Here is a 17107-nt window from a genome sequence, read left to right on the forward strand (position 1 = left end):
CGATCAACCGCACAGTAGTTATCGACGATTGAGCAGCGGCACCACGACATTCGAGTTGGGCCGCCCACATGCTTCGCCAATCGCGATACTGAGCGACTGCTGCGTGAACGGTTTGGCCAGGGTATGCAGCCGGCGACCTTCCTCTGAAAGCTCCGCATAACCGCTCACCAACAGAATCGGCACACTGGGATGTTCGGCTTTGACGATGGCCGCGAGCTGCGTTCCCGTCATCCCCGGCATCATCTGGTCGGTGATCAGAATGTCGAAAACCGGATTTTGCCGAAGCGCGCCCAGCGCTGCCTCGCCACTGTCCACGGCGCTCACACGGTGGCCCAGGTCTTCAAGCAACGCGGTGGTGTTGGCCAACACGAGCGGGTCGTCGTCTACTGCAAGAATGGTCAAGCCGGCAGGGGACGGGTTTACCGGCTCGGGTGCTTCGACCGGGGCAGGCGCTACCGGGCGGGCAGACACACCAAGAGGCAGCCAGAGCTCGATGGTCGTGCCCTGGCCAACGGTGCTCTTGATCTCCATGCGACCGCCCGATTGTTCGGCCAGCCCGTGGGCCATTGAAAGGCCGAGGCCTGTGCCTTTGCCGGGCCCCTTGGTAGTAAAGAAGGGTTCGGTCGCACGGGCCAGGACCTCCGAGTTCATACCGATACCGTTGTCATGCACGATAAGCGCAACGAATTCCTGTGCGCGCTGCTCCGCCACGTCCGATCTTCGTAGCTGCCCTTCGATGCAAATGGTGCCGCCTTCCGGCATGGCGTCCCGGGCGTTGACCACCAGGTTGATCAGCACCATCTCCAGCTGGTTCGCGTCGATGTAGGCAGGCGGCAGGCTCAAAGGGAAGCGCGTGTCGATACTGATATTGGAGCCGACTGAGCGCTGCAGCAGTTCGCGCATGTTCAGCACCAGGTCCGGCAACTCGACAGAGCTGGGGTTGAGCTCCTGCTTGCGCGCAAAGGCCAGCATGCGTTGCACCAGACTAGCGCCGCGCTGCGTGGCGAGCAGGGCGTTTTCGATCAGGCTGCCGGCACGTGGCGCGGTGTCGCTCGGCAAGCGCTTGCGCAGCAGCTCGAGATTGCCGCCAATCACGGCGAGCAGGTTGTTGAAATCATGCGCGATGCCCCCGGTGAGCTTGCCGATCGCCTCGAGCTTCTGGGCCTGACGAAGCGCCGCCTCGGCGTGGCGCCGCTCGGTGATGTTCACCAGACCGCCAATGATCAGCGCGCCTTGCATGGTCTGTTCGAGGCGAGTGGAGGCGAGCACGTCGATGAACACGCCGCCTCGGGCGACCAAGCGGTACTCGGCGTTGAGGCATTCGCCAGTACCGAGCAGCACAGGCCAGTCCTGATCCAGCATCTGGCGCGCCGAGCGCTCGGTCATGAAGTTGATCAGCGGTCGGCCGATTACGTCTTCGCGGCGATAGCCAAGCAGTACGAGCCAGGCATCGCTGACTGACTCCAGCCGGCCTTGTTCGTCCAGCGAGTGCAGCGGCAGCGGCGTCTTGCTGTACAGCTCTCGGAAGCGCTCCTCGCTCTGGCGCAGGGCACCGGCCTCACGCTCGCTGAGGGCCGCCATGCGTCGGTCGTGCATGGAGGCGGCCAGCCCGAAGAAGAGCACAATGAAGGTCGAACCTGCGACCGACAGCGCCAGCGTCAATAGATCCAGGCCGCTGCCCGATGGCGCCGGCATGGCATCGTCCAGAGGTGTAAAGCGTGCGCCCGCCATGGCCGAGTAGTGCATTCCCGCCACGGCGAACCCCATCGCCACAGCCGCTACCGCCTGCAGCATCAGTCGCCGGCCGCGGGCGGACAACCAGAGCGCGACCGTCGCCGCGCCGATGGCGATCACAAAAGAAACGGCTACCCAGAATGTGTCGTAGGACAGCTCCGCATGCATTGTCATCGCGGCCATGCCCATGTAGTGCATCGAGCCGATGCCCAGGCCCATGAACAGGCCGCCAATGCCGAGGGTCAGGCGGCTCAGCCCGCGTCTGCTCACCGCGAAGAAGCTGATGGCGGTAACGACGATGGGCAACACCAGTGACCAGAGCGTTAAGGATAGGTCGTATCTGATCTCCATCCCGGGCATGCCAAAGGCCAGCATCCCGACGAAGTGCATTGACCAGATACCGCCGCCCATCGAGACGGCCGCCGAGCACAGCCAGCCATTGTGAAGCCAGCCGGTCGAGGCGCGCGCGCGGCTGGCCAGGTCGAGCGCCGTGAAGGAGCTGGCGATGGCGATCAGGATGGACAGGCTTACCAAGGCGATGTTGTAGGTCACAGGCATCATCAGCTCCGTACTGGCTTTCGAGGCTGTCGCGCTATTACTTAGACGAGTCCGCAGAGGGCGCCAGGTTCCCCATCCCGCGGGCGGCGCTTGGACTTTGTGACAGACGTAATATTCACTGGCCGCGCGGCCGAATGTCTACATCGACGGCCTTGGCGTTGGGCTTCGGTGCGCAGGCATAAAAAAGGCCCGTCATAGACGGGCCAAGAGCAATCACGCCGGGAGGGCGCGACAAGTGAACGGTGTCAGGCGTTGGCGCCCGCGCGGCTGATGGCGGCGATGATCGGGGTGCCGTGCAGCGGGTCGCGCATCAGGGTGCAATGGATGCCGTAGAGTGTCTGGACCAGTTCAGGCGTGACCACCTGGCCGGGCGCGCCTTCGACGACGATGCGACCACGGTGCATGGCGACCAGATGATCGGCGTAGCGGCAGGCACTGCTGAGGTCATGCACGACCATGACGATGGTCTTGCCGGCGGCGGCGAGCTGGCGGATCAGCTCGAAGACCTCGATCTGGTGGCCCAGGTCAAGCGCCGAGGTGGGTTCGTCCAGCAGCAGAAGGGGCGTGTCCTGGGCGATCGCCATGGCGATCCAGGCCCGCTGACGCTGGCCGCCCGACATTGATTGCAGCGGCCGGTCGGCCAGATCGACAAGGTCGGCGGCCTGCAGGGCGGCATCGACGACGGCCTGGTCGTGTTCGCTCCATTGCTGCAGCAACCGCTGGTGCGGTTGTCGGCCGAAGCGGATCAGTTCGGCGACGGTCAGACCGTCCGGCGCGCTGGCCTCCTGTGGCAGCAGGGCAAGCTTCTGCGCGACAGCGCGGGTCGGCAGCTGGCTGATGACCTTGCCGTCGAGCAACACCGCTCCAGCGCTGGGCTTGTGCAGGCGCGACAGACCGGCCAGCAGTGTCGACTTGCCGCAGCCATTGGGGCCGACGATGGCGGTCACCTTGCCGCGGGGGAGCTCGAGGTTCAGCTCGTCGATCACCCTGGACTCGCCATAGCCCATGCACAGCTGGCGCGCTTCGAGGCGGACGTCGGCCGAATGGCGTTCGACGAGGATTTCGGGAAGTGTGCTCATGCTAGGGTCCGGGAGGGTTGGCGTAACAGAATCCAGATCAGGTAAGGCCCGCCGACAATCGCCATGATGATGCCGACCGGTATTTCGACTGGCGCTAGCAGGATGCGGCCCACCCAGTCAGCGATGATCATCAGCAGCGCACCGCTCAATGCCGAGTTGAGCACCGGTACGCCGTGCTGACGGCAGAGGAAACGGGCCATCTCCGGTGCGACCAGCGCAATCAGCCCGACCGGGCCGACGACCGCGACCGCCAGGGCGGTCAGCCAGACGGTCAGCAACAGGGTGAGCACACGCATCAGCCCGAGACGCGTGCCCAGGCCGATGGCGACGTTGTCGGAGAAGCGCATCAGGGCGAGCGGTCGGACCAGCATCTTGGCCAGTGGCAGGCCGAGTGCCAGGCCGATGCCCAGCAGCATCACCGACTGGGCCGGGCGTGCGTTCAGGCTTCCCACCGTCCAGGGGTAGGCAGCGTTGGCGGCATCGATGTTGGTACGTGCCAGCATCAGGTTGGTTAACGCACCGAAGATGACCCCGATCGCGATACCGACGACGATGAAGCGGTAGCCCCGCGCGCCGGCACCTGCGGCCAGGGCAAAGGTGAGCACTGCCGCGGTGGTCGCGCCGGACAATGCCAATAGCGAAGGCGCGATGCTGGTCGGGATCGCCACGATGGAGGCGACGGCGAAGGCGGTGGCGCCGTTGTCGATCCCGATCACGCCAGGCGTGGCCAGGCGGTTGCGGGCCAGCGTCTGCAGCAGACAGCCCGCCGCACCCAGGGCTGCGCCGCTCAACAAGCCAGCCATGATTCGGGGCATTCGCAGCTCACGAACCAACAGCAGGTGCATCGGCTCGCCATCACCGAAAGCGGCGCGCAGCGCCTGCCATTGGCTCAACCCCGGAGTGCCTACCGCCAGCAGCCAAATGACTGCGAATAGCAACGCCAGGCACAGCGCGACGCCAACCAGCAGGCTGCGCCGGTGCAACAGCACCGACAGCGCGCCGATACGCCACAGCCAGTAGCCGTGCGGGGCGAGAGAAGCTTGGGTCATGGCATTCACAACGTCGGCAACCGGTGGCTGCGTACCACGGCAATGAGGATTGGCGCGCCAACCAGGGCGGTGATCACCCCGACCGGCAGTTCATAGGGGCGTACCGCCAGGCGCGAGAGGATGTCGGCGAACAGCACGATGCAAGGGCCGAGTAGGAGCGAGAGGCCGAAGGTGCGGCGAATGTCGGTGCCGACAAGCCGGCGAGCGATGTAGGGCACCACCAAACCGACGAAACTGATCGGGCCTGCAGCGGCGGTTGCGGTGCCGACCAGCAGCGCCACGGCCAGCAGCGTCACCAGTCGCGTGATGTGCGGATGGTGGCCCAGCCCGCTGGCGACCCGTTCGCCCAGCGACAGCGCCGCCAGTGCGGGAATCAGGGGCAGCGCCAGCAGCAGACCGGCCAGCAGGCCCGGCAAGCTCCAGACGAGCGTATCGAGCGGGCGGCCTGCCAGTGCCCCGACCACCCAGAAGCGCATCTCGTCAGCGGTGCGCTGGTCCTGCAGAAGCAGCATGCTGCTCAACGCCGTGAGCAGGCCGGAGAACGCCGCACCTGCCAGCACCAGCCTAACCGGGTCATTACCCACGCCGCGCATCTGGGTGACCAACAGCACCAGGAGGCAGCCGCCCAGCGCTCCACCAACCGCCACCAGCAGATTGAGTGACGCGGCGCTGGCACCCAGCGCAATGGCCAGCACCACCGCGAAGGACGCGCCGGCACTGACACCCATCAATCCGGGCTCGGCCAGTGGATTACGCGTGACCGACTGCAACAGCAGACCGGCCGCACCGAGTGCAACACCCACTAGCAGGCCAAGCTCGGTACGCGGCCAGCGCAAGTCGTGAACGACGAAACGCGCCTGTTCGTCCGCCGCACCGAGAAGCGCAAGCAGGCTGCGTGATACGCCAACATCGCCTGCGCCGAACATCAGGCTTGCCAAACACAGCAGCAGGAGGCACGCCCCCGCGATCGTCAGCGCGGACGCCAGGGAAAGCCGGGACGCAGGCATCAGTCGAGCAGAGCCTTCTCCACGTCATCCAGCACACGTTGCGCCGCCAGATAACCGGAGCTGCTACTCCAGACCTGCCCATCGACGGTTACTACGTGGTCGTTCTTCACCGCATCCAGACGCGTGAAGGCTGGCTGCCGGCGGGCTTCCTCGAGCGCCTTGTGGCCGTCAGCGTTGAGGGTGGCGAGGAAGATCCAGTCGGCGTCTGCCTTGCTCAGGTTTTCCAGGCTAAGGATGTCGGTGTGGGGTTTCTGGGTTTGCGTGGCCAGCTCGTTCGGCTTGAAACCAAGCGAGTCGAGCAGCTGCCCGACGAACAACTGGCTGGACATGATGAACGGCCCCTGCGGGTTCCAACGCACCACGCTGACCTGCGGATGGCCGGTCAGGCGATCCCGCATGGAGTTGAGGCGAGCGTCGATCTCCTCGATGCGGCGCTTGCCCTCGTCGGGCTTGCCGAGCGCCTCGGCGTAAACCTCAAAGACCTCGCGCCAATCGCGGAAGGAGCTGCCCTTGGGCACGACGGTTGGGGCGATCAGGCTGAGCCGGTCATATTGAGCCTTCGGCAGCTCAGGAGACGCGAGAATCAGGTCGGGTTGCTGGGCCAGGACTGCCTCAAGATTGGGTTCGCGCACGGTGCCGACCAGGGTGACCTTGCCTGCCTTCTCTTTGAGATAATCGGGCACATCGGTGCCGCCCCGGCTGGCTAGCGTGCCGACCGGCTGGATGCCGAGCGACAGCGCCGCGTCCAGTGCGTTTTCACCCAGCGCCACCACGCGTTTCGCCGAACCTTCGAGTTTGACTGGCCCGAAGGCGGTATCCAGCGTACGTTCGGCCGCCTGCGCCTGGACGCAGGACAGCAGCGCGATGACGACCATGCCGGTCAACGAGCGAAGAGGTTTCCAATGCATTCGATAGGGCTCCTGATGGGCGTGAACGGACTCCTGTCATCTACAGGGGCCTTGGCGATGCGAGACCTTACCCGCTCATCTAATAACAATCACTCTCGTTTACGCGTTGTTTACATTCGTGGCCGCATGTTTGCAACCCTCGGTCTCCGCCGAGGCTCGGCAGGCAAGGTGTGTTTGTCCCGAACAGGTTCGGGAGCGCGGCATGGCGGGGATGCAGGGCTGACGGTATTCACAGCCGCCTCCTGATGGGTAGCGGCTCGCCCATGAGCGGGCGGATAGCTGCGACACAAAGCCGCAAGGCGGCGAGCTGAGTGGTTCGCTCGTTTGCCTGGTCCAGGCTGATCGTGCGCTTGCGCCCTCGCTCCAGCCCTGTCGGCCATGCTTGCGGAACCACACCAGAACCGTCGAGCGAGCCTGGATGTCATTACGTTCTTGAGCACCCGATGAAGAAGACAGCAGATCGTCCTGCTGTTAGACAGCCGAAGATGCAAGGCTGATTCAGGACGGAAATCAACAATAAAAAAGCCGGCTTGTGGCCGGCTTTTCTTCAGTGCCTCGGCTTACTTCTGATAAGCCTCGGCAGCTTTGATGATGGCGGCGCGGGCGGCGTCGGCGCCTTCCCAGCCTTCAACCTTGACCCACTTGCCCTTCTCGAGATCCTTGTAGTTCTCGAAGAAATGCTTGATCTGCTCGATCAGCAGCGGCGGCAGGTCGGTGTATTCCTTCACGTCCTTGTACAGCTGGGTCAGCTTGTCGTGCGGGACGGCGATCAGCTTGGCGTCGCCACCGGCTTCGTCGGTCATGTTCAGCACGCCCACCGGGCGGCAGCGAATGACCGAGCCGGGAGCGACCGGGTAGGGCGTCACGACCAACACGTCGAGCGGGTCGCCGTCATCGGCCAGCGTGTGCGGGATGAAACCGTAGTTGGCCGGATAGAACATCGGGGTCGCCATGAAGCGATCGACGAACAGGCAATCGGTGTCGTGATCGATCTCGTACTTGATCGGCGCGTGGTTGGCCGGAATTTCAATGGCGACGTAGATGTCGTTTGGCAGGTCTTTGCCGGCCGGGACTTTGCTGTAGCTCATGAATATTGCTCCGTGGTCGGCCAACGCGGCCTGGGGCTAAAAGTGGGCGCGATTATAGGCGCACTGTCGGGCGTTTTGCCATGTCGCTCGCGGCGGGTCGCCGCTGGCAGGGTGGCGAGCGCATTCGACGGTTCGAAGTCAGTGAGGTTCCGCGTAGGCCGGGTGGGTCTCCCGCAGGTGTTTGAGTCGTGCTGCCGGGTCCTGTCGATAGAAGCGCTTGAGCTGATCGTAGACATCCGGAAGTTCGCTGCTCAGGACATCGGGTGCGCTGAAGAAATATTCGCTGGTCACGGCGAAGAATTCGGCCGGGTTTTCGGCAGCGTAGGGGTCGATCACGGTGTGCGCATCCGGGTCGGCGTCGAGCACGGCATTCAGCCCGTCGTAAGCGCGCTGCATGGTGCTTGCCCATTGCTCGATGCGCATCTCGCGATGCAGCGGTGGTAGACCGTTGGCATCGCCGTTGAGCATGTCGAGCTTGTGCGCGAGCTCATGGATGACCAGGTTGTAGCCTTCCCAGCCGCCGCTTTCCCGAACGCCGGGCAGGGCCATGATCACCGGACCCTGCAGCCAGGCCTCGCCGCTGTGCTCGGCGTCCCACTCATGCTCGACACCCGTGGCATCACGGTGCTTCTGCGGGCTGTAAAAGTCGTCCGGGTAGATCACGATTTCATGGAAGCCCTGGTACCAGTCGAGATCCTGCAGGTGCAGCAGCGGCAGCTGAGTTTGGGCGGCCAGGCGGAGGCGGTCGGCCAGGTCCAACTCGACGCCGGGCAGGGCTGTCAGGCGCTTGGCGTGCAGGAACAGGAGGCTACGTTCACGCAGGCGTTCGGTTTCCTCGTCGCTCAGCCCATCGAGAATCGGCAGGCTCGCCAGTACGTGCTGCCAGAGGGTCGGTTCGATGGCGAGGCGCGCGAGGATGCGCTTGCGGCGCCAGTCGCGAAATGACCACATGAAGGTGCTTCCAGCCTGGGGGCGACAACCTTAAGCGCCCGTTCGATCACCGGCAAGCCGGACGGTGCACGGACGCTGTGGGCCGGGTCTCGTTGCAGGCGCGGCGAGTTGGCCGTGGCTGCGCATTATCCCAGGCAGAGCCGGCCGAAGCTCAGCCCAGCAGGAAATTACCGACTTTGGGCGAGCCGTCATCAAGGCTGAGCATCTCCGCTTCGTCTTTCAGCGTCACGCCTGAGCGTTCCCGCCGGCACGCCTCGCGCATCAGGTGGAGCAGGCGATGGGCGGCGAGGTTGTAGCTGAGGCCTTCAAGGCGGATGTTGGAAATGCAGTTGCGGTCGGCATCGGTACGTCCGACCTTGGGGGCGTAGGTGAAGTAGAGGCCAAGGCTGTCCGGGGAGCTGAGGCCTGGACGTTCGCCGAGCAGCATGACGACCATCCTCGCCTTGAGCCGCTGCCCGACCTCGTCGCCCACTGCGACACGGCCCTGTTGCACGAGGCAGATCGGGCCGAGGGTCCAACCGTCCTGATGCATCTGATCGTCGATCCGCTGCAGCAGGGGCAGGGCGTGGCGCTGCACGGCAAGCGCCGACAGGCCATCGGCGATCACGATAGACAGGTCGTAACCCGCTTCGTGTTGCTGCGTGTGGTCATTCAGCCGTTGGGCCGATTCTTCATTCAACCTACGGCCCAGGTCGGGGCGTTGCAGATAAGTGTCGCGATCCGGCGCGGCGCTGTGCAGCTGCAGGCAGCGATAACCACGCTGCTCCAGTTGCAAAGCCAGGTCATGCGCATCGAGCGCGAGGTGCACCGCGTCGCGGGCCTGGGCATGGGCAAACTGAAAGTCCAGCTGGGCCTCGGTGGGCAGGCTGGCGCCGGCACGGCCCAGGGCGATGCGCGCGGGGGTGAGCTGGCGCAGGTGATTCCAAGGGTTGGTGACAGTGGTGGGCTTGTCGGACATGGGAGCCTCCGAGGTAGGCGGGCAAGTTCGCCCTCACAGCTATTTGATCGCCAGCAAGCTGGCCCCTACGAGACACAGGCCGTACAGCACCTGTAGGTGCGAGGGGGCGCCCAATCTTTGCTGGCGATCCGAGACGTGCACGCTGGACCAGTCTTCGTCAGGCGGTTCCGGCCCAAAGGCGTCATGCCATTCGCTCCAGCGACCGGCGAAAGGCGGGCGGAAGTTGCTCACCCATCTGCAGTCGCCCGCCGTCCTGCCGCAGGATTTCCATCTTGGCAAGCCATTGCTCGAATTCCGGCGCGGGGCGCAGGCCCATGCTTTGACGCAGGTAAAGCGCATCGTGGAAGGAGGTGGTCTGGTAGTTCAGCATCACGTCATCCGAGCCTGGAATGCCCATGATGAAGTTGATGCCGGCCGTGCCCAGCAGGGTCAGCAGCATGTCCATGTCGTCCTGATCGGCTTCGGCGTGGTTGGTGTAGCAGATGTCGCAACCCATGGGCACGCCAAGCAGCTTGCCGCAGAAGTGATCTTCCAGGCCTGCACGGATGATTTGCTTGCCGTTGTAGAGATACTCCGGGCCTATAAAGCCGACCACGGTATTCACCAGTAGCGGTTTGAATTTGCGGGCCACGGCATAGGCGCGCGCCTCACAGGTTTGCTGGTCGACGCCATGATGAGCATTGGCCGACAAAGCGCTGCCCTGGCCAGTTTCGAAGTACATCAGGTTGTCGCCGACCGTGCCGCGCTTCTGCGACAGGCCGGCCTCGTAACCTTCTTGCAGCACCGCCAGGTTGATTCCGAAACTGGTGTTCGCCGCTTCGGTGCCAGCGATGGACTGGAATACCAGATCCAGCGGCGCGCCACGGTTGATCGCCTCGATCGATGTAGTGACGTGGGTGAGGATGCAGCCCTGGGTGGGGATCTCGTAGCGGCTGATGACCGCGTCGAGCATCTTCAGCAGCTCGCAGATGCCACTGGTGCTGTCGGTGGCGGGGTTGATGCCGATGACCGCATCGCCGTTGCCGTAGAGCAGACCGTCGACAATGCTGGCTGCGATGCCCGCGCCGTCGTCGGTGGGGTGGTTGGGCTGCAGGCGTGTGGACATGCGTCCCCGCAGGCCGATGGTGTTGCGAAAGCGGGTCACCACGCGGACCTTCTGTGCTACCAGAATCAAGTCCTGTATGCGCATGATCTTCGACACCGCTGCGACCATCTCCGGCGTTAGCCCCGACGCAAGGGCTGCCAGTTTTGTCTCGTCAGCGTCATGGCCCAGCAGCCAGTTGCGAAAGTCGCCCACGGTCAGGTGACTGACCGGAGCGAAGGCTTCAGTGTCGTGGCTGTCGATGATCAGGCGGGTGACCTCGTCGGTCTCGTACGGGATCAGCGCTTCGTCCAGAAAACGCTTGAGCGGAGTGTGGGCCAAGCACATCTGCGCGGCGACGCGCTCGGCATCGCTGCCCGCCGCGATTTCGGCGAGAACGTCGCCGGAGCGCGTCGGGCTGGCCTTGGCCATGACCTCTCGCAGGCTGTCGAAGCGCCAGTTCGTGCCGCCTACGCTGTGCGTGTAGCCCGCCATAACACCCCCCTTATTTGTGTAACGCGGCTTCAGCCTTCTCGATCGCCGCAAACTCTTCTTCCGGCGTGCCGGCCACCAGGTGGTGCCGACTGTAGAGGGCGAAATAGGCGATGAAGATTCCATAGATCACCGCCGCAGCGATCACGACGCGGGGGTCGACGAGGAATCCCGCGACCACCGCAAGGCAGGCCAGTACCAGCGCGACGCCAGAGGTCAGTACGCCGCCAGGGGTCTTGTAGGGGCGATGCAGATCCGGCCGACGCATCCGCAGAACGATGTGCGAGGCCATCATCAAGACGTAGGAGATGGTCGCGCCGAACACTGCGACGAGAATCAGCAGGTCGCCCTGGCCGGTGAGTGAGAGCAGGAAGCCGATCACCCCTGGGATGATCAACGCCATGACCGGTGCCTTGTTCTTGTTGGTCAACGACAGTTTGCGTGGCAAGTAGCCGGCACGCGACAGCGCGAAGATCTGTCGCGAGTAGGCGTAGATGATCGAGAAGAAGCTGGCAATCAGGCCAGCCAGGCCGACCAGATTGACGAAGCCGCTCATCCAGGTCGACGAACCGTAGGCGGTGGTCAGCGCTTCAACCAGTGGGTTGCCGGATGCCACCAAGGTGCTCGAACCCGCTCCACCAGGGCCCACTAGCAGGATCAGTCCGGCAAAGGCAACCAGGATCAGCATGGCGCCGATCAGCCCGCGTGGCATGTCGCGCTGTGGGTTCTTGGTTTCCTCGGCTGCCAGCGGCACGCCTTCGACGGCAAGGAAGAACCAGATCGCGTAGGGAATCGCCGCCCAGATGCCAACGTAGCCATAGGGTAGGAAGCTGCTGGCGCCGGCGGCCGTGGTTGGCGCAATGTCCAGCAACTTGTCGACCGAGAAGTGCGGCACCATTGCGACGATGAACACTGCAAGGGCCAGCGCGGCGATCGCGGTGATGATGAACATCAGCTTCAGCGCCTCGCCGACGCCGAAGATATGGATGCCGATAAAGATGACATAGAACGCCAGGTAGATCGCCCAACCGCCGATGCCGAACAGCGACTCGCAATAGGCACCGATGAACACGGCGATTGCCGCCGGCGCGATGGCGTATTCAATCAGGATCGCCGTACCGGTGAGAAAGCCTCCCAGCGGGCCGAACGCGCTTCGGGCAAAGCCATAACCGCCGCCGGCGGTGGGAATCATCGAAGAGAGTTCGGCCAGCGAAAAACACATGCACAGGTACATGGTCGCCATCAGCAGCGTGGCGATGAACAGCCCGCCCCAACCACCCTGGGCCAGGCCGAAGTTCCAGCCGGCGTAGTCCCCCGAGATGACATAGGCCACGCCAAGGCCCACCAGCAGCACCCAACCGGCGGCGCCTTTCTTGAGTTCGCGTTCCTTGAAATAGGCACTGCCAACTGCTTCGAAATCGATGGCGTGTGTTGGGGGTGTCGCACTGCTGTGTTCGAGAGCCATGGGAATCATCCTTTGATGGGTTCGGGTACGGCAGAGTCGTTAAAGCAAGCGCTGTGCCTTTGCTGTTTTCTAGGATGTTTGGGGCCTCCGGAGTCAAAGGGCAGCCACGGGTGCACCAGCCCGACGCCTTGCGGCACGGGCGGGCACTCTTAGAGGGCTAGAAGAAGCCCAGGGGGTTGATGTCGTAACTGATCAGCAGGTTCTTGGTCTGCTGGTAGCTGTCGAGGATCATCTTGTGGGTTTCGCGTCCGACGCCGGACTTCTTGTAACCGCCGAACGCCGCATGCGCTGGATAGAGGTGATAGCAGTTGGTCCAGACGCGACCGGCCTTGATCGCCCGGCCCATGCGATACGCGCGGTTGATGTCGCGGGTCCAGACACCTGCACCCAGGCCGTACTCGGTATCGTTGGCGATGGCCAGCGCTTCGGCTTCGTCCTTGAAGGTGGTAACCCCGATGACCGGGCCGAAGATTTCCTCCTGAAACACGCGCATCTGGTTGGTGCCCTTGAGCAGGGTCGGCTGGATGTAATAACCAGTCGCGAGCGAGCCTTCGAGCTTCTCGGCGGCACCGCCAGTGAGCACCTCAGCGCCTTCCTGCTTGGCAATGTCCAGATAGGACATGATCTTGTCGAATTGCTGTTGGCTGGCCTGTGCGCCCACCATGGTGTCGGTGTCCAGTGGGTCGCCACGCTTGATCTGCGAGACCTTCTTCATCACCGCTTCCATGAACGGCCCGTAGATCGACTCCTGCACCAGGGCGCGTGACGGGCAGGTGCAGACCTCGCCCTGGTTGAAGAAGCCCAGCACCAGGCCCTCGGCGGCTTTTTCGATGAAGGTCGGCTCGGCCTGCATGATGTCTTCGAAGTAGATGTTCGGGCTCTTGCCGCCCAGCTCTACGGTGCTCGGGATGATGCTCTCAGCCGCGCGTTTCATGATGTGCGAGCCCACCGGGGTGGAGCCGGTGAAGGCGATTTTTGCGATGCGCTTGCTGCTGGCCAAGGCTTCGCCGGCTTCGCGCCCGTAGCCCTGCACTACGTTGAGCACACCAGGCGGCAGCAGGTCACCGATGACTTCCATCAGCACGGCGATGCCCAGCGGCGTTTGCTCGGCGGGCTTCAGGACCACGCAGTTTCCGGCTGCCAGCGCCGGGGCGAGCTTCCAGGCTGCCATGAGAATGGGGAAGTTCCAGGGGATGATCTGCCCGACGACGCCCAGCGGCTCGTGGAAGTGATAGGCCGCCGTGTGCTCGTCGATCTCGGCTGCGGTGCCTTCCTGCGCACGTATGCAGCCGGCGAAATAGCGGAAATGATCGGCAGCGAGCGGGATGTCGGCGTTCAGGGTTTCGCGCACCGCCTTGCCGTTGTCCCAGGTTTCGGTGATGGCGAGCATTTCCAGGTTCTGCTCGATGCGGTCGGCGATCTTGAGCAAGATCAGCGAGCGCGCCTGGACGCTGGTTTTGCCCCAGGCATCGGCCGCGGCGTGAGCGGCGTCCAGCGCCTTCTCGATGTCCGCGGCGTCGGAGCGCGGAAACTCTGCGATGGGTTGGCCGTTCACCGGGGACAGGTTGGTGAAGTACTGACCGTTGACCGGCTCGACGAACTCGCCGTTGATGAAGTTGCCGTAACGGGACTTGAAGGAAACGACAGCGCCTTCGCTGCCGGGATGGGCGTAACGCATGGTGAGTCTCCGGTCTTGTAATAGTGTGGGACTGCTGTCTCACAGCGTAGAACAGGCTCCGTTCGTCGGCAGACGAGGCGACGTGCGGTGTACCGCTGGTCGGTCATTGGTAGCACGGGTGCTGTGCTAATCTGCGCCGCAGTTTTCGGCGCTGACAGGCGCAGCTGTGCCGCCTGATCCGTTTTGCCCGGCGCGGCGTTTTTCAGAGGTCATTCATGCATATCCATATTCTCGGCATTTGCGGCACCTTCATGGGTTCGCTCGCGGTGCTGGCCAAGGAACTGGGCCACCGCGTCACCGGCTCAGATGCCAACGTCTATCCGCCCATGAGCACCCAGCTGGAGGCTCAGGGCATCGAGTTGATGCAGGGGTACGAGCCGGCCCATCTGGAGCCTGCGCCTGATCTCGTCGTGGTGGGAAACGCGATGACGCGTGGAAACCCAGCGGTCGAATACGTGCTGAACAAGGGCTTGCCCTATGTCTCCGGCCCGCAGTGGCTGGCTGACCATGTATTGCAGGGGCGCTGGGTACTGGCTGCCGCCGGCACTCATGGCAAGACCACCACCAGCAGTATGTTGGCCTGGGTGCTGGAGCATGCCGGCATGAGCCCCGGCTTTCTCATCGGCGGCGTGCCGCAGAACTTCGGTATCTCCGCCCGGCTGGGCGGTACGCCGTTCTTCGTGGTCGAGGCGGACGAGTACGATAGCGCCTTCTTCGACAAGCGCAGCAAGTTCGTTCACTACCGCCCCCGCACCGCGATTCTGAACAATCTGGAATTCGATCACGCTGACATCTTCCCGGACCTCGCTGCGATAGAAAGGCAATTCCACCATCTGGTGCGCACCGTTCCGAGCGAAGGACTGGTCATCCATCCGCAGTCCGAGGAAGCGCTCAAGCGCGTGGTCGGCATGGGCTGCTGGACGCCGGTGCAGACTACGGGCGAAGGCGGGCAATGGCAGGCCAACCTGCTCAGCGCTGACGGCTCGCGCTTCGAAGTAATCTTCGACGGCGCCGTACAGGGCGTGGTCGATTGGGAGCTGACCGGCCAGCACAACGTGAACAATGCGCTGGCGACCCTGGCCGCAGCGCGGCACGTCGGCGTGTTGCCGAAGCAGGGCGCCGAGGCGCTGAGCGAGTTTCGCAGCGTCAAGCGGCGCATGGAGAAGGTCGCCGAAGTCAACGGCGTGACCATCTACGATGACTTCGCCCATCACCCGACCGCCATCGCCACCACGCTTGATGGGCTGCGCAAGCGTGTCGGCGATACGCCAATCATCGCGGTGGTTGAACCGCGTTCCAACTCGATGAAGCTCGGCGCTCACCGTGAAGGCTTGGCCGAATCGGTCGCGTTGGCCGATCAGGCTATCTGGTACGCGCCGCCGAATCTCGGCTGGGGCCTGGCCGCTACGGTCGCCGGCTCGCCGGTCGAGACCACCGTATGCGACTCACTTGACGCAATCATCACCAAGGTCAAAGCCGATGCCACGCCGGGTACGCAGGTTGTGGTGATGAGCAATGGTGGGTTCGGTGGGTTGCACAAGAAATTGGCCGAGGCGTTGGCGTAAGGCGCATGCGACCTTCAGTCCACCAAAAAAAACAAGACAACAAGGGAGCGGGTAAATGACTGGACCGGAACGCATCACCCTCGCCATGACCGGCGCATCAGGCGCGCAATATGGCCTGCGCCTGCTCGATTGCCTGATTCAGGAAGACCGCGAGGTGCACTTCCTGATCTCTAAAGCGGCGCAACTGGTGATGGCGACCGAGACCGACGTGGCGCTGCCGGCCAAACCGCAGGCCATGCAGGCATTTCTGTCCGAATACACGGGTGCCGCGTCAGGGCAGATTCGCGTGTTCGCCAAGGAAGACTGGATGGCCCCGCCGGCGTCCGGTTCAGGTGCGCCGACTGCGATGGTGGTGGTGCCGTGCTCGACCGGCACCCTGTCAGCGATTGCCACCGGGGCATGCAACAACCTCATCGAACGCGCGGCAGATGTGGCCCTGAAGGAGCGCCGCCAGTTGATCCTGGTGCCGAGGGAAGCCCCGTATTCCAGCATTCATCTCGAAAACATGCTCAAGCTGTCCAACCTCGGTGCGACGATATTGCCGGCGTCGCCAGGCTTCTATCATCAGCCGCAGACCATCGATGATCTGGTCGATTTCGTTGTGGCGCGGATTTTGAATCTGCTGAATATCCCGCAGGACATGCTGCCACGCTGGGGCGAGCACCATATCGTCACGGACGATTGATCCCGCAGCGAGACAGGCACGCCTCGGTAAGAATGATTGCAGGAGTGAGGCGTTTATGAAGCCACCATCCATGCGATTCGGCTCGACGCTGCTGACGGTCCTGCTGCTCTCTGGATGCGCCACGGTACGCACGCTCGACGCCGGCAAGCCCGGCGCGCCAATTGTCTATTCCGGAACTCGCCTGGACTGGTACAGCCTCAACGGTGGCTGCTGTCCGCTGGACCGTTTCGGTGCCGAGGCGCCCAGGCATGCGGCAGTCGACCTGCCGGCCAGCCTGTTGCTCGACACACTCCTTCTGCCGCTTTCGCTCGCCGCGATGCTTGGGCTGGGGCTCAACGTGCAGGGCGGCCTCTAGCGCTTCGGCCTGCACAAGCGCTGGTCAGCCCTGACATTCGCTGTTCGCTTCTAAACCGATAAGAAACGGTTATCGCCAGATCAGTGGCTGTCATTAGGCAGCCGGCTTGGCGGTTCTTAGAGTTGTGACATACAGGGGCCAACTTGGCCACCACGAAGAACAAGAACAGCGAGGGTAAGACGATGAGGCCTGGCCTGATCGCGAGCCGCCAGTGGAGCAGTGACGCGAGCGCGACACACCATTCATATGATTTGTGCCTCGCCGAGCCTGCTTTCGCTTGGGTGGCGCGCGACGGCCGCTGGTGCCTGAAAAAGCCCTGTATCTCTCGTCGTTTCAACGCAGCAGCGCCTTTTGCGGGGCCGCTGGCTAACCCGAATTCAAACGTCCCCGGGGCGTTTGCTCAACCGTTCGGGCTAATTAGCGATCAAAGGCGACCGCCACGTTTGACAGTCAA

Annotated in this window: 14 protein-coding genes and 1 pseudogene; 3 read left to right on the forward strand and 12 right to left on the reverse strand. The window is 63.5% G+C overall.

What is annotated here, in order from left to right:
- Window positions 1–18: 18 nt before the first annotated feature.
- The 12 genes and pseudogenes from JQR87_RS03460 to exaC all read right to left on the reverse strand — a co-directional run bounded on the left by JQR87_RS03460 (window position 19) and on the right by exaC (window position 14048).
- Entirely contained in the window at window positions 19–2292 is a 2274-nt protein-coding gene (locus JQR87_RS03460; RefSeq protein ID WP_407292565.1) for an MHYT domain-containing protein, read from the reverse strand.
- A 245-nt stretch (window positions 2293–2537) separates the two neighbouring features.
- Window positions 2538–3371 (reverse strand): ABC transporter ATP-binding protein, encoded by an 834-nt coding sequence (locus JQR87_RS03465; RefSeq protein ID WP_407292562.1) that lies wholly within the window; start codon window positions 3369–3371, stop codon window positions 2538–2540.
- The gene (locus JQR87_RS03470) at window positions 3368–4420 is read right to left on the reverse strand and encodes a FecCD family ABC transporter permease (RefSeq protein WP_407292559.1); all 1053 of its coding nucleotides are present in this window, start codon (window positions 4418–4420) and stop codon (window positions 3368–3370) included. Before JQR87_RS03470 ends, JQR87_RS03465 begins: the two co-directional genes overlap by 4 nt.
- Before the next feature lie 5 nt (window positions 4421–4425).
- Window positions 4426–5427 carry a FecCD family ABC transporter permease gene (locus tag JQR87_RS03475; RefSeq protein ID WP_407292556.1) on the reverse strand — a complete coding sequence of 334 codons (1002 nt, stop codon included), beginning with the start codon at window positions 5425–5427 and terminating at the stop codon, window positions 4426–4428.
- Entirely contained in the window at window positions 5427–6335 is a 909-nt protein-coding gene (locus tag JQR87_RS03480; RefSeq protein ID WP_407292553.1) for an ABC transporter substrate-binding protein, read from the reverse strand. Before JQR87_RS03480 ends, JQR87_RS03475 begins: the two co-directional genes overlap by 1 nt.
- A gap of 300 nt (window positions 6336–6635) precedes the next feature.
- Window positions 6636–6773: pseudogene (locus JQR87_RS03485) on the reverse strand (IS3 family transposase); the annotation flags it as partial.
- A gap of 122 nt (window positions 6774–6895) precedes the next feature.
- The gene (gene ppa / locus JQR87_RS03490; RefSeq protein ID WP_003290517.1) at window positions 6896–7423 is read right to left on the reverse strand and encodes an inorganic diphosphatase; all 528 of its coding nucleotides are present in this window, start codon (window positions 7421–7423) and stop codon (window positions 6896–6898) included.
- Between the two features lie 138 nt (window positions 7424–7561).
- A complete protein-coding gene (locus JQR87_RS03495) occupies window positions 7562–8374 on the reverse strand; it encodes a zinc-dependent peptidase (RefSeq protein ID WP_407292549.1) in 813 nt (270 codons plus the stop codon).
- Window positions 8375–8525: 151 nt separating this feature from the next.
- The gene (eutC, locus tag JQR87_RS03500) at window positions 8526–9332 is read right to left on the reverse strand and encodes an ethanolamine ammonia-lyase subunit EutC (protein WP_407292546.1); all 807 of its coding nucleotides are present in this window, start codon (window positions 9330–9332) and stop codon (window positions 8526–8528) included.
- A 181-nt stretch (window positions 9333–9513) separates the two neighbouring features.
- Window positions 9514–10908: an ethanolamine ammonia-lyase subunit EutB gene (locus JQR87_RS03505; protein ID WP_407292543.1), complete on the reverse strand. Its 1395-nt coding sequence runs from the start codon at window positions 10906–10908 to the stop codon at window positions 9514–9516.
- Between the two features lie 10 nt (window positions 10909–10918).
- The gene (eat, locus tag JQR87_RS03510) at window positions 10919–12370 is read right to left on the reverse strand and encodes an ethanolamine permease (protein WP_407292541.1); all 1452 of its coding nucleotides are present in this window, start codon (window positions 12368–12370) and stop codon (window positions 10919–10921) included.
- 157 nt (window positions 12371–12527) lie between these two features.
- Complete coding sequence (gene exaC, locus JQR87_RS03515) at window positions 12528–14048, reverse strand: acetaldehyde dehydrogenase ExaC (RefSeq protein WP_407292538.1); 1521 nt, start codon at window positions 14046–14048, stop codon at window positions 12528–12530.
- A gap of 215 nt (window positions 14049–14263) precedes the next feature.
- Here exaC and mpl point away from each other — a divergent pair, with 215 nt between their 5' ends.
- The 3 genes from mpl to JQR87_RS03530 all read left to right on the forward strand — a co-directional run bounded on the left by mpl (window position 14264) and on the right by JQR87_RS03530 (window position 16653).
- Window positions 14264–15613, forward strand: a complete 1350-nt coding sequence (gene mpl, locus JQR87_RS03520; protein ID WP_407292535.1) for a UDP-N-acetylmuramate:L-alanyl-gamma-D-glutamyl-meso-diaminopimelate ligase — start codon at window positions 14264–14266, stop codon at window positions 15611–15613.
- Window positions 15614–15668: 55 nt separating this feature from the next.
- Entirely contained in the window at window positions 15669–16298 is a 630-nt protein-coding gene (gene ubiX / locus JQR87_RS03525; RefSeq protein ID WP_407292534.1) for a flavin prenyltransferase UbiX, read from the forward strand.
- Between the two features lie 70 nt (window positions 16299–16368).
- Window positions 16369–16653: a YceK/YidQ family lipoprotein gene (locus tag JQR87_RS03530; RefSeq protein WP_407297835.1), complete on the forward strand. Its 285-nt coding sequence runs from the start codon at window positions 16369–16371 to the stop codon at window positions 16651–16653.
- Window positions 16654–17107 lie beyond the last annotated feature (454 nt).

The organism is Stutzerimonas stutzeri, assembly GCF_051028275.1.
GTDB classification, from domain to species: domain Bacteria; phylum Pseudomonadota; class Gammaproteobacteria; order Pseudomonadales; family Pseudomonadaceae; genus Stutzerimonas; species Stutzerimonas stutzeri_AS.